Origin of the sequence: Photorhabdus sp. S10-54, assembly GCF_963878145.1 — a bacterium.
Classification (GTDB): Bacteria; Pseudomonadota; Gammaproteobacteria; order Enterobacterales; family Enterobacteriaceae; genus Photorhabdus; species Photorhabdus kayaii.
This window is the reverse complement of sequence record NZ_CAWNXG010000040.1, coordinates 33,235-46,470: the sequence shown is the minus strand read 5'-3', so window position 1 is coordinate 46,470 and position 13,236 is coordinate 33,235. Positions and strand designations below refer to the sequence as shown.

9 protein-coding genes and 1 pseudogene are annotated in these 13,236 nt (G+C 38.3%); 3 read left to right on the top strand and 7 right to left on the bottom strand.

Features of this window, described 5'->3' with window-relative positions; translation table 11 throughout:
* Nucleotides 1–210: 210 nt before the first annotated feature.
* Nucleotides 211–1,006, bottom strand: a pseudogene (locus AACQ83_RS18560) (IS110 family transposase); the annotation flags it as partial.
* A gap of 624 nt (nucleotides 1,007–1,630) precedes the next feature.
* On the opposite strand from AACQ83_RS18560, the gene gntR reads away from it, so the two are divergent.
* From gntR to gntU, 3 genes are all read left to right on the top strand, one after another.
* Complete coding sequence (gene gntR, locus AACQ83_RS18555; protein WP_112879097.1) at nucleotides 1,631–2,626, top strand: gluconate operon transcriptional repressor GntR; 996 nt, start codon at nucleotides 1,631–1,633, stop codon at nucleotides 2,624–2,626.
* 168 nt (nucleotides 2,627–2,794) lie between these two features.
* A complete protein-coding gene (gene gntK, locus AACQ83_RS18550; protein ID WP_112879096.1) occupies nucleotides 2,795–3,334 on the top strand; it encodes a gluconokinase in 540 nt (179 codons plus the stop codon).
* A complete protein-coding gene (gene gntU / locus AACQ83_RS18545) occupies nucleotides 3,334–4,671 on the top strand; it encodes a gluconate transporter (protein ID WP_112879095.1) in 1,338 nt (445 codons plus the stop codon). The genes gntK and gntU overlap by 1 nt, the downstream gene beginning before the upstream one ends.
* A gap of 89 nt (nucleotides 4,672–4,760) precedes the next feature.
* Here the strand turns inward: gntU and AACQ83_RS18540 are convergent, their stop codons facing one another.
* The 6 genes from AACQ83_RS18540 to AACQ83_RS18515 all read right to left on the bottom strand — a co-directional run bounded on the left by AACQ83_RS18540 (nucleotide 4,761) and on the right by AACQ83_RS18515 (nucleotide 13,231).
* Nucleotides 4,761–5,681: a GNAT family N-acetyltransferase gene (locus AACQ83_RS18540; protein WP_112879094.1), complete on the bottom strand. Its 921-nt coding sequence runs from the start codon at nucleotides 5,679–5,681 to the stop codon at nucleotides 4,761–4,763.
* A 210-nt stretch (nucleotides 5,682–5,891) separates the two neighbouring features.
* Complete coding sequence (locus tag AACQ83_RS18535; protein WP_112879093.1) at nucleotides 5,892–7,112, bottom strand: SGNH/GDSL hydrolase family protein; 1,221 nt, start codon at nucleotides 7,110–7,112, stop codon at nucleotides 5,892–5,894.
* A complete protein-coding gene (locus AACQ83_RS18530; RefSeq protein WP_112879092.1) occupies nucleotides 7,099–8,235 on the bottom strand; it encodes an SGNH/GDSL hydrolase family protein in 1,137 nt (378 codons plus the stop codon). The genes AACQ83_RS18535 and AACQ83_RS18530 overlap by 14 nt, the downstream gene beginning before the upstream one ends.
* Nucleotides 8,222–9,643 (bottom strand): MBOAT family O-acyltransferase, encoded by a 1,422-nt coding sequence (locus AACQ83_RS18525; RefSeq protein ID WP_112879091.1) that lies wholly within the window; start codon nucleotides 9,641–9,643, stop codon nucleotides 8,222–8,224. Before AACQ83_RS18525 ends, AACQ83_RS18530 begins: the two co-directional genes overlap by 14 nt.
* A gap of 439 nt (nucleotides 9,644–10,082) precedes the next feature.
* A complete protein-coding gene (locus tag AACQ83_RS18520; RefSeq protein ID WP_112879090.1) occupies nucleotides 10,083–10,871 on the bottom strand; it encodes a protein bax in 789 nt (262 codons plus the stop codon).
* A 1,268-nt stretch (nucleotides 10,872–12,139) separates the two neighbouring features.
* Complete coding sequence (locus AACQ83_RS18515) at nucleotides 12,140–13,231, bottom strand: fimbrial protein (protein ID WP_112879089.1); 1,092 nt, start codon at nucleotides 13,229–13,231, stop codon at nucleotides 12,140–12,142.
* Nucleotides 13,232–13,236: the final 5 nt, after the last annotated feature.

Here is a 13,236-nt window from a genome sequence, read left to right as displayed (position 1 = left end):
TATGCTTAAATCTATCCGGCGTCACTATAGGCAAGGATGCCCGCGCCTCGATGAGTTACGCGCCTGATGTTCCTAAAAAACCACTCGGCTTTAATAAGCCATCTTAACCTTTAGGTTTCTCATCAGGTCGATAGGCCGTTCATGTCATCAATTATCAGTCTTCGCAAAACCAGTGGGATAACGTTTAAATTTATTCATAATGACGCAGGATCAGGCGTCAAATACCGTGTGCTGTGTCGTGATTACCCAAGCTATCCGGGCAAATTTATTCGCTAGTGCACAAGTCACTACATTGGCGTGTTTTCGTTCAAGCTGCTGTCTGACCCAGTCAGCCAGTTTTCCTGAATAATTATCCAATCGTTGCATAAATATTCGTGCACATTGCACCAGTAGTCTCCGCAAGTTCTTATTTCTTCGTTTACTGATACCCAGCAGGGTATTTTTTCCTCGCTATATTGCCTGGGAACTAATCCCGTTGAGGCGGCAAAATCACGACTTTTGGCATATTGTCGACCATCTTCCCAACGATGAAGAAAGTAAGCTAGCTGTGATTAAACCAACACCGGGGAGGGTCATAAAACGCTGGGCTGTGTCATCCGTGGTGATCGTGTGTTTTAGTTCAGATTCTAACTCGACTATTTGTTCAACAATATAGTGATAATGGGCGTGTAGTTGCATCAACAATCGGACCCGATAACTTGGGAGTTCGTGCTCTGCCAACACAAACGATAAGCGCTTATAATAGCGTCTCCCCTCGGTAGGCTAATCCCAAACTCGAGTAAAGAGCCATGTATCTGATTAGTCGTTTTGATCTTATCCCGGACAAGTGACTTCCTGACCCGATGTAATACACGCATTGCTTGTTGAGCTTCAGTTCTGGGCTGAACAAAATGCATTGAAGGACGTGATGCGGCTTCGCATATCGCTTCGGCATCAACAAAATCATTCTTGTTACTTTTAACGAAAGGTCGGACAAACCGAGGCAAATGAGTTTAGCCTCATGCCCCAAATTTTATAGTTGATTTTCAAAATCTGGTCGAGAGAAGAGTTTCGGAGCAAACCGGTGAAGCGATAAATCTTTCTATGTTCCATTAAGCAATATAGGCATGTCGGTTAACGGGTTATTTTCGATATCGGTTTTGAGCACCTTAATAACGCAGCTTTTTCTTAATTGGTATAAGTTAACGAGAGTTTTTTCCTAATTGCATACCTACTTGTACTTAAGCTGATGATGTAGTTCATATCAAGTTTGAGCCAGCATCGAATGATTAAACCTTAATTTCGCCTGGACATTTCTCCTAAGCTGGCTTAATGTCTCTGCCTCTGATTTTGATAAGTTTGGTAATTTCCAAGTTCTTATTCATTGTCATGGTGTGGTTCTTGCTGGTTGTGGTGGCCCATTGCTCTAAATCATTCGGTAATATATCAGCGGCGAAACCCTCCTAGTCACAAAAAATATGTCTTATATCTCCACTCTAAAGGATAAGATTTTACGATACACTAAATAAATTGGGATTACAGTTTCACAGCCAGACTAAATTTTAAAAAAATGTATCCTTATAGTGTATAAATATATCATAACACTACGTTTATTATTCTAAACTTTACTCATTCTATATTGCATTGAAATATGAAGAAAAAACGTCCTATTTTACAAGATGTTGCAGATCGTGTTGGTATAACTAAAATGACGGTAAGTCGTTTTTTGCGTAATCCTGATCAAGTTTCTGAGCAATTGCGAAAGAAAATAGCGGATGCTTTAGATGAGTTAGGTTATATCCCAAATAAAGTACCGGATATTCTCTCTAATTCCACTAGTCATGCTATTGGTATTTTATTGCCTTCTTTGACTAACCAAGTTTTTGCGGAGGTTATTCGTGGTATCGAATATGTGACGGATAGTTATGGTTATCAAACTATGTTGGCTCACTATGGCTATCGCTCAGAAAAAGAAGAAGAGCGTTTGATTTCTTTACTTTCCTATAATATTGATGGTTTGATTCTTTCAGAACGTACTCATACTCCACGAACTTTAAAGATGTTGGGAACGGCTGGTATCCCTGTCGTTGAACTGATGGATTGTGTTTCTCCTTGTTTTGATATGGCAGTTGGTATTGACAACTTTGAAGCAGCTCGGCAGATGGTAATGGCAATGATTGAGCGTGGTTGCCAGCGGGTGATTTATCTTGGTGCGAGACAAGATGAAAGGACAATTATTCGTCTGGAGGGCTATGAAGCTGCAATGAAAAGCGCCGGGTTAAAGCCAGGTAAGATAATGACACCAGACAGCTCTTCTTACACATTAGGGGGGCAGTTACTGAATGAAGCACGAACAAAATATCCTGATGTTGATGGTCTATTCTGCACTAACGATGACCTCGCAATCGGAGCAATTTTCGAGTGCCAACGTCAAGGGATAGCTGTACCACATGATATTGCGATAGCTGGCTTTCATGGCCATGATGTTGGTCAGGTGATGACACCAAAACTTGCCAGTGTATTGACGTCTCGTGACTTATTGGGGCGGAGGGCTGCCGAATTATTAATGGCTCGGCTGAAGGGCGAACATTTACCGCAAAAAATGATTGATATCGGCTTTCAGTTATCTCTGGGAGAGAGTATCTAATCGGTCTGCTGGATTTGCGTTTTTTTGAACTCATTTGTGATGAATATCACATTTATATTTCCTGAATATTCCGTGTTGTTGCGAATTTCGTCTCTACTTCTGATAATGTTACCGATAACAGTTACCGGTAACATTTCGTGGATAAAATATCTACGTTGAGGAGTTTATATGAACGATGCCCAACATTCGAATCATGTTTTTGTGCTTATGGGGGTATCCGGTAGTGGTAAATCTGCTGTTGCCAGTGCTGTGGCCTATAAATTGGACTCTGCTTTTTTAGATGGTGATTTTTTACACCCAAGATCTAACATTAATAAGATGGCTGAAGGCTACGCACTGAATGATGAAGATCGTGAACCTTGGTTGAAATCACTGAATCATGCAATTTTTGCTATGCAACGCACAAACCCGGTTTCCCTGATTGTTTGCTCTGCTTTAAAAAAACATTACCGGGATATACTGCGTGATCGTAATAAGAATCTGTCATTTCTTTATATGAAAGGCGACTTTGATTTAATTGAAAGTCGATTGAAGGCACGTAAAGATCATTTTTTTAAATCTCAAATGTTGGTATCTCAGTTTGAGGTATTAGAAGAGCCGGGGAGTGATGAACAGGATGTTTATCTGGTTGACATTAGATCGTCTCTTGATGAAGTGATAAATCACTCGATAAGAATAATTAATAGTGTCATTTCAGGGGAAAAATAATGAGTACTTTAACCTTAGTGCTGACAGCGGTGGGTTCTGTTTTTTTACTGTTGTTTTTGGTGATGAAGGCCAGAATCCACGCTTTTGTTGCGTTAATACTGGTTTCTATGGGGGCGGGTGTTTTTTCTGGTATGCCACTGGATAAAATTGCTGAAACAATGCAAGAAGGAATGGGAGGAACGTTAGGTTTTCTGGCTATTGTTGTCGCACTGGGGGCGATGTTTGGTAAAGTTCTGCATGAAACAGGCGCACTGGATCAGATTGCGATTAAACTACTAAATAGTTTTGGTGAAAAGAATGCTCATTATTCATTGGGGATCGCTGGCCTGGTTTGTGCTTTGCCATTGTTCTTTGATGTAGCTATTGTTTTATTGATTGGTGTGGCGTTCGCGGTCGCGCGTCGTACTGGCGGTAATGTAGTGAAGCTGGTTATTCCTCTGTTTGCTGGTGTCGCCGCAGCAGCAGCATTTTTGTTACCTGGTCCAGCACCGATGTTGTTGGCTTCACAGATGAATGCTGATTTTGGCTGGATGATATTGATCGGTATCAGTGCAGCGATTCCTGGGATGTTACTGGCGGGGCCAATCTTCGGTAATTTTATCAGTAAGTATGTCACTCTGGATTTGCCCGTGGATATAAGTGAGCCAAGCCTTGGTCAAGGTAAGATGCCATCTTTTGGTTTGAGTTTGTCACTGGTTCTGTTCCCTTTGGCTTTGGTTGGGTTAAAGGCTATTGGTGAGAATTTTGTTGAACAGGGTTCTGAGTTGTATCAGTGGCTTGAATTTATCGGTCATCCATTTTCTGCGATTTTGGTTGCTTGTTTGATTGCTATTTATGGTTTGGCAATTCGCCGTGGGATGAGTAAAGAAAAAGTGATGGATATTTGCTCTTCGGCTATTCAACCGGCTGGAATTATTTTATTGGTGACTGGGGCTGGTGGTGTATTCAAACAAGTATTAGTGGATTCTGGTGTTGGCCCTGCTTTGGGAAACGCATTGATTGGGGCGGGTCTGCCTATTGCATTAGCGTGTTTCATCCTTGCTGGTACAGTACGCGTTATTCAAGGTTCTGCAACTGTTGCCTGTTTGACAACTGTTGGTCTGATTTTGCCCGTTGTTGATCTTCTGGAATATTCTAGTGCCCAGCTTGCAGCTCTTTCAATTTGTATTGCGGGTGGTTCTTTGGTATTGAGCCATGTTAATGACTCAGGCTTTTGGTTATTTGGTAAATTTACTGGTGCAACAGAATCTCAAACACTGAAAACTTGGTCAATTATGGAAACTATTCTTGGAATAACAGGAGCCATTGTTGGAATGGTTTTCTTTGCCATGTTGTAATTCATATGAATTAGGAGATTGTATTAGATTAATACCGCCTTCCTTAGAAGGCGGCAAGATAAGTTAACTATTTGAAAATATTGCTGACATTAAAATAGTGTTCTTGCTAACGGGTGACGGTGGCACCAGCGATCTTTATAGGAGAAAGTAGGTTTGCCAATAGAATAGCGCATCGTTTTTTGATTCTGTTGGCAGAGCGTTGAAGCATTTTGAATATTTAACCACATGACAATGCTTCCAAGGCTGAGATTAGCGTATTCAGGATCGTATCCACCGTTTACTGCATCGAATGAAACCCATTGAGGGCTGTCTGATTTTATAACTAAATCGTAGGCTGCTGGGGTTCCATTGATAGTTAATACACATCCGTACAGATGTTGTTTGAGTTCGGTGTATAGTTCGGTTAATTTTCCTTTTTCTTCTTCACTGTGTTTTTTTTCCCACCGTTTTTCGTACAGTGTGGTGTAAATATCAACAAATTCCTGGCAGGTGAAATCATCAATTTGATGTATTTCTCCGCCTGCACGCTTAAATTTATTAATTTCATTACTCCGATTTCTTCTTGTTTTATAAGAAAAATCTTCTTTAGCAAGGCATATTGTTCGCTTGTTTAATCGGCCATAGTAGATGTTGACGAAGTTTTCTTTGTGCAGAGGCGATATGGTTTTTGACCTCCCAGGGATGATAGTTTTTAGATGTTTGGCAATAGGGAAGAGAATTTCATCGTAACTGAAAAAATAGTAGTCCTTTTGGTGACTTGCTGCCAGATGATGATCTTTACATGTAAAGTATGCCCCTTCGATAACGTTTTCTATTTGTGGATTTTCTTTGACATAAAAGATAAAACTATTGCCAAATTTTTCATTTAAAAAACGTACAATATCTGGATGAGTAGATATTCCACCACCATAGAGAGAATACGCTTGTTGGTAACGTTCGAAACTACATTCTTTCCAGCCGGAGATGAGCCTTTTTATAGAGCTGAGAGGATACTTTTTGGGAAAAATCATATTTTAAATACTCTTTTTAACGCTATGTTTTACACATGGTATAAACTTATTTTCAACGCATTAAATACAACAAAAAAGATAGTTTGTCTTTATTAAATGGGTTTCTTATGAGCTCATACATATTGTAAATCTAAGATTATAAGTTTAATTTTTCTGTACTAAAAACAAGATAAGTATTTAGTACTATTCCCAATCAAGCCTTATTGTTGCTTATTGACCGAGAACATCTATTAACTGTTGATATAAAGCTTCAGCACTGCGCTCATAACCTGCGGCTGAAAGGTGAACATAATCAGGACGAGCAAGATCTTGTTGCGCCCAGCGCCTAATTGAGCATTTTCCACCCATATATGCACGCCAGTTCCAGAATAGTGTGTGCTGATCTTGAGCGACTTTTTGTTGAGTATGGATGATATTATCCAACATTGTTGGTTGTTGTGCTATACAACTTGTAAATTGGTTGTTTTTCAAAGAATCACCCGGCCCAATGATAAGGATAACTGTTTGTGGTAACTGATTACGAATCTGTTTTATCTTAGTTTCCAGTTGCTGGCGATAGCTTGATAAACCCAGCGAATGATTAAATGCCTCATTTGTGCCATAAGCGAGGATCACCATATCAGGATGCATTTGAACTAATGTATCAATCCATTTTGGCTGCCATTTATCCATCATATTAATAGTTGCACCATTAATACCCAAGGCAGATAACATAATACCTGGTTGTTTACGTTTGATAAACCAGCCGCCTAATTTTAACTGATTATTTTGTATCGCCATAATATTAACTGGGAATGTAACTGATTCTTCAGTAGAAAATTGCCAGTGATCATGGGTTGCCGGTAATTTTAGTATTCGTTTGGTTGCAGATTGTACCAGAATCTGAGCATCACCCGATGCTTGGTATAACGTTTTGAGTTGATAGCGATCATGGGATGGTACAAACAGTCTTAGAATTAATTGACTTATTTGGCTATTGGGTTCTGCAATTGCACCGCCGATAGGAAAATCAGGCCGATTATCTTTGCGGCTGGTGGTGAGTTTCCATTGCTGCTTATCATCGGTCATACTGATCATAGCGTTACGTTGACCAGGTACATTAATTGGGCTAACAAAACCAATCCCTGCATCGCCAAAACGTTGTTGCAATAAAGAGCGAAGCTTGCCGGTAAAAAAGTCTGCGGCAGTATGAGAATCTCCTATCTGAACAAAATGCAGTTGATTATGGCGGCTGTTGTGAAGTTTATCCGCCAGTAAAGCTAAATTCGGTTCACCAAAGTCTATTAGCTGTTGGTTCTCTTTTGCAGACTGTTGTGTTGGCAACGGCAATGGCTTTTGTTTATGGCACGATATCAAACTTAAAGAGAGTGTGATGACCAGACTAATGCCAGCAGATTGATATCGTCGACGAAGTTGTTTAACTATTTTCATTTTGTTTAGCTGGTTCCTGAATAAATTTAATCAATGAAAATATGTTATCTGAGATAGTTTGTTGGCCTTTCAAGCTAAAGTGTATACCATCACCGCTTCTGAGTTTAATTTTGTTACTATTGTCGCCGACATAATCGGAATAATCATTTGCATGATATTTGAAAATATCATTAACAGAAACATAGATTTCTCCGGCTTTCGTTACTTCCGATTGATATAAGGATCTCAGATATTTCATGCTGGCAGAAAGTTTTTTCTGTCGCATATTGGGAGGAGCAACCCAGATAATATCAGCCCCGTGGTTACGTGCTGCGGTAAGGACCATTTCGATACGCTGGCGATAGAGGTTTTCCCAATCAGGGCTGGCGAATTTCAGGTAGATGTTTCCATGTTTTGGTGGCATATCCCAGGGATCATTTGGCCCCAAAAAAATAACAACTAGCTTGATATCATGGTTGGCTTCCAGTGTTTTATTGATAGTTTCCGGCCAATTAAAAAAACTGGGATAAGCAAGCCCAGTACTTTGTTTGCTGAGATTAATACTTGAAATACTGTAATCCCGGTAGAGCCGACGTTTCAGATGGGGAGCGATGCCCTGCATCATTGAATCTCCAGCAAACAGCACTTTATCTTTGGCTGTCAGTGTCACGTTGGTTTTAGCGATAACCGTGCTGGGGGAAACATTATTTCTTAAATTATGGGGTATTGGTGAATTAACAGGATGAGTATGGGGAGATTTCTGTAATAACTCAGGGAAAATTGCAGGCAGATTTGTAACAGGAGAGGGATAACCACTCAGGAGCTTGAGTCCAATTTGAAAATCCACAGGCAGTGTGATATCAGCTTCCTGGCGAGTTCGCTGATGGTTGCTACTGTTATTACTGGTAGTATGTGACATGAAAGCTTCCCCCGCAGCGAGTACACCTTGTTCCAGATTATCACCGAAATCCCAGAGCGGATGGCCTTGCAAAGTCGCCCAAAGACTTTGCTGGTGATATTCTTGTTGCCAGAATCTATCCAGTGAACGATGATTTAGCCAGATTAACAGTAGGCTAGTTAATATTACGATAAAAATAACTTGCCCGGCCGTTTTTAGATTAGATTTGAATTCAGAAATTGGCATAAATGAATCCTGGTATTCCTTGTGGTGAAATCATAAATACCAAAGTCAGAATAATCGCTAATGGTATTGGGTAGCATATCCATGAAATCTGAGAATACATTTTCTCAACCATTATTTTTAGATTAATCAGCCACGGATAAATAATAAAGAGTCCCCAGAACATCAGTAACAACCCACTATTGGCTATTATCGAGTGAAATAAATTTGATGATATCAATTGATTTAATAATATTAGTGCATCATCTAGAGTAGGACAACGGAAGAAAACCCATGCCAGACAGACAAAGTGGAAAGTGATGATTCTGGATAAAAATGAAATGACTGGATTTTGGGGAATATTTTGATTTTTTTTGTCTATTGGGGGAAATAACTGATGTTTAGCATTGAGGATTATTAATCCCAATCCATGAATAGCTCCCCAGATAATGAAATTAATTCCGGCTCCATGCCATAACCCAGAGATTACCATAGCAACAAACAAATTAAGATTTTTACGTACAAATCCTTTCTTATTACCACCAAGAGGAATATAGACATAATCACGGATAAATTCAGATAAACTGATATGCCAACGGCGCCAGAAGGCTTGTAAGTTTTCAGCCAGATAAGGGGCATTGAAGTTTTCAGGTACTCTGAATCCAAGGAGTAGTGCTAATCCAGTAACAAGATTGGTATAACCAGAAAAATTAAAATAGATATGCCAGGCATAGGCATAGATACTAACCAAGATTTGCCCTGCATTGTAGCTGACGGGATCATCAAAAACTGGATTAACATAATTTTCGGATAAATAAGAGCTGAACAAAAATAGTTTGGTTATTGCCAATGTAATTAATAATATGGCTCTTGATGGTTCAATGATCACTCTTGATGATATCTGGATTTGAGGCAGGAAATCTTTAGCTCGGTTTATTGGTCCGGCAACAATACTCGGAAAAAAGCATAGATATAAAGCGACATCAGGAAATGATGCTTTGGGTATTTCTTTTCTTGCGACAGCAACGACATAGCTGACGGAATGAAATGCATAAAAAGATAAACCCAAAGGGACGAGTAGTGTTAGTACGGGTAAATCTATGGACAAGCCAAATTTGGCAAACGCTTGTTGGAGACTTTCTTGAAAGAAAGAATAATATTTGAATAGAGTGAAACACCCCAGAATACCTATTGTCAGGATAGTAAACGTGATGCGGTTGGATAGAAATTTGCTGGCTATGTTTGTTAAAAGATAAATAAATAGCGTATAGCCAAATAGGATGCTGGTGAAAAGCGGATTAAAGGAAAAGACAAACAGATAACTTGCGATTATCAGCAGGTAGTTTTGTGTTTTCGCATGTTTTTGTAGCATCCAATACAAGAGAAAGAAAGCAACAAAGGAACCAAGAAACTCAAAAGAAAAGAAATTCATATTAAACTCTGGTCAATCATTTTATCTCAATACAGGTTAATATTGAAGGATATTATAGTATTTAATCTAAACATTCTATCAATGAAAAGAACAAATGGGTGGATATAAGAAAATCATCCATTCCATAGTGACTGCCTGTCCCAATAGGGCTATTTTATTCACCCTTCTTTGCCATAAAGAGCGAACCCGGACAGTGCTCAGACAAAAGCACGAGCTTTTGAACGCACTTTAGTGCGGCCCGTAGGGCGAGCGAAGCGAGTCATCCTCACGTACTACGTGTACGTTCCGGTTTTTCCGCGCTGTCCGTGTTCACGGTTCATTGATAAAAATAGCTTGCAACAAGCAACAATTACGCCTATTGAGATTGGCACTTAGTTATAGCAACGGATGATATTGGTACTTAACACAAGATATTCATGCTAATGACTTATTTAGGCCCTTAGTCGTGATCGTTTTTAGCTAACTTCTGCGCCTGAGTAATAAGCCCTTTATTGCTGTTAAATACTTTGTGCAGGTAGTTGTTGTAAGTCGAACCCAATTGTGAATATCCTTCAAGATTATCAATCAATTTGCTGGTATTTAGTGATTTCTGAAGGCTTCTCTGCTTGGCGCGTGAAGCACGTAATGATTCATAAGCGTTATGGGTGTTCATATTTCTCATATAGGCTTTGACCGAATCATTGATAGTCGGATAAGCGGAATAACCTTTTATCTTACCTTGGGTTTTCTTACAGTTATTACCGCAACGCATACCAAATAAGTTGTTATTCTGTTGTGCAAGCTTAGATGTTCCCCAACCAGATTCTGTTGCGGCCTGAGTGGCAACAAAATGGGTTGGGATGATGTCAACACGACTTAGTAGCTTGTTCCAGTTAACTTTTTTAGGCGAGCTGCTACAGCTCACGTTGTAGTTTTTACAAATTTGTTGCAGGCGCTTGATGTCCTGTATAGACCAATGCTTGGCATTTTGGTGTTCCAGTAGCCATTTCCGTTCCTGCATAATTTGTTGATTGTGTTGATCAATCACAGGGACAACAACATTTAAAAACGCTTTCTTACGTAGGGTGCCCGAAGGGTATTTTCGCAAATCTGGCAAATTGCTTTGCATGCCATTGTGAGAATACTCTATGCTTTTAGCTGTGCTAGTTGAAGCATGACTAAAAGCGGAAAACAATAGTGAGATAAAGAAAGCGAAGATGGCAGTTGTCCTCGTCGTTTGAGAGGGCATTGCTTTTCCTCGTTTGCTCTGAATAAAAAACAGGCTGATATTAGCAAAATAAATCCAGCATAGCCAGAGTTATTAGTGATTCATAAATATATTTTCTGTAATGAAAATTATTATTTTGCTAATTTGTTCTGTGGTTTTTTATTAATTTATATATGGTTATGTGCTGTTTGTGTACAAAATATTGCCTGTCTAGGTTGAATTATTCATCAGATATGATCATGATTTTTGAGTTAATTTTGTGCCTGTAAGTCGCTTTATCAAAAGAAAAGTGATTTGTAAACCAGCTAGTATAATATCGGAAGTGATTGAACTTAGTTTTATATAGTACTGTTAATTATAGTACTGCCAATCGTAAGAACACCGCAGCGAGTAATAAACTAATTGATATTAATATTGCCGTTATAAGAATAAGTATCATTTTCATAAAAAGGTAACCTGTTACCGATATGGTCTCTTTCCTCTATGAGTTAAAACTAAGTCGTATCTGTCAGGCTTGAGCTAATTTCATAATAGAGTCATTGTTATTGGTACGGTGCAGGATATTCGATATGGTTCTAAATGTTAAGTTAAAATAAGTAACAATGTGTTACAAATATTTATTCCGAGTGATATTGTAATAATATAATAATGGGGGTGTATATAAGAATAAAAAAATTTTAATAATTTATTTGTTGATAATATAAATATTTATCTTTCTATTTTTATATTAAAAGTGTTTTTGGAGAATTAAAGTTATATTGTTCTTGTGCTAGGTTAAATTATTTATCACATTTTTATATTACGTGTAATTATATTTTCTCCTAAAGTTTTTATTTTCGATCAATTCATATATCATTGATTTTAATTGTTTTTTTTAATTTTTAATCAATATAAGTTGAATGTTTTCATATGTTTTGTTTTTCTGTTTATGTGTTTTTTTGTATTTTTTTATCCTTAAGGTATATTTTTGTTGCTGATTGGTTGTTATTTTTATTTATTATTTAATAAGATTTGGAAATATTATCTTGATATTGTTTTTTTTAATTTTATTGATAAGTGAAAGTATGTTTTTTCTATTTTTCATAGAATTACACTATTTTATTGATAAATTAAGCGAGTTTGAATGATTACTTAATGTTAGGATTATCATTGTGTTACATCAATTCAGGGTAGATTATAAATGTAAATGAATTTTTCTATAGAAACACTTTATTACAAATTATTACTTATTGAAACATAAAATTTTAATTCGAATGAGGGAAATAAGAGACATCTCCTTTGCCTCTTGATTAATTGTATTCAAAGTTCAGTACAGAAGTTGCTTTCAGTTCCCCTGCTATGATGTTTTGGGGATCATAAACGTGGTAGTAAGCATTAAGGTCGATGGTAAAGTGTTTATCGATGACATTGCCGGAGTTTTTGCTGAATAGTAGTGTTGCGCCGTGGGATGAGGATTGCGAAGCACTGAAAGTTATCGGCGTTGAATCACTTGTCTGAGAAACACGGATACCAACACCTTTAGCGGCACCTGCTTTGCTGTCAATTAAAGTTCGATTGTCATTTGGTAGCAGATGATTACTGCTCAGGTAAGCTTTAACTGAGCGTGAAGTTTTACCGTTTTGGAGATATTTGCATTCAAAGTTAAGGGTAAAAGGTGTTTCTCCTTTATCTGTTCCGTTAAGCAATCTAATGCGGTTGACTTTTGGTAGATTCACTGTCAATCCCGCATTTAAGAAGTGACAAGTTGTATCTCTGTGATTAAAAATCATTGTGATGGGTTGATAATAGATATCTTCAGAATGTGTCGGCCACTCCCAGGTAAGAATAAAGGTCAGGAAATCGGTAGCGAAACGGAGAATGGCGTCAAGGAGTCCTAAGTTGGTGGTATCCATCGCAATGACAGCAGTTTTTAATGTTGCGGAATTGCCGGAAAAGACGTGAATATTACTACCACCGGGTCTGCCACTCAGTAGCTTTATATTAAGTGTAAATTGGGCTTGCAATTTGCTGGCAGGGTATGTGTCGTTACTGTTTCCCAGATTAATACTGTTGCTAGGAGAAAGATTCGTGATAGTCACTTCGGCATAATCTTTGCCACCATTGAATCCTAAAACAACTTTGTTTTTAGTAAAAGGCGAACCGTTAGCGACAGAGTTTTGTTTCCATAGTGAATTTCTTGTGCATGTAAAATAGCCAGAATATTGGGTGTTGAGTATCCAGGTTGCATTACTGTTCAGAGTGAGATGATCTGTCATATCAACCAGGATTGCCGGTGCCGGTATTGCATATTTGGGTTGGCAATCTGCATAGGCTATGCTACTGCTCAGACTGATTATGGCCGCCAGATACAATGGTTTAAGGTACAATGGCTTAAGTTTCATTATCT

Coding starts and splice junctions, on each gene's coding strand:
- AACQ83_RS18515 (WP_112879089.1), bottom strand. CDS start 13,231: ATGAAACTTAAGCCATTGTACCTTAAACCATTGTATCTGGCGGCCATA.
- AACQ83_RS18535 (WP_112879093.1), bottom strand. CDS start 7,112: ATGAAAATAGTTAAACAACTTCGTCGACGATATCAATCTGCTGGCATT.
- gntK (WP_112879096.1), top strand. CDS start 2,795: ATGAACGATGCCCAACATTCGAATCATGTTTTTGTGCTTATGGGGGTA.
- gntR (WP_112879097.1), top strand. CDS start 1,631: ATGAAGAAAAAACGTCCTATTTTACAAGATGTTGCAGATCGTGTTGGT.
- AACQ83_RS18540 (WP_112879094.1), bottom strand. CDS start 5,681: ATGATTTTTCCCAAAAAGTATCCTCTCAGCTCTATAAAAAGGCTCATC.
- gntU (WP_112879095.1), top strand. CDS start 3,334: ATGAGTACTTTAACCTTAGTGCTGACAGCGGTGGGTTCTGTTTTTTTA.
- AACQ83_RS18525 (WP_112879091.1), bottom strand. CDS start 9,643: ATGAATTTCTTTTCTTTTGAGTTTCTTGGTTCCTTTGTTGCTTTCTTT.
- AACQ83_RS18520 (WP_112879090.1), bottom strand. CDS start 10,871: ATGCCCTCTCAAACGACGAGGACAACTGCCATCTTCGCTTTCTTTATC.
- AACQ83_RS18530 (WP_112879092.1), bottom strand. CDS start 8,235: ATGCCAATTTCTGAATTCAAATCTAATCTAAAAACGGCCGGGCAAGTT.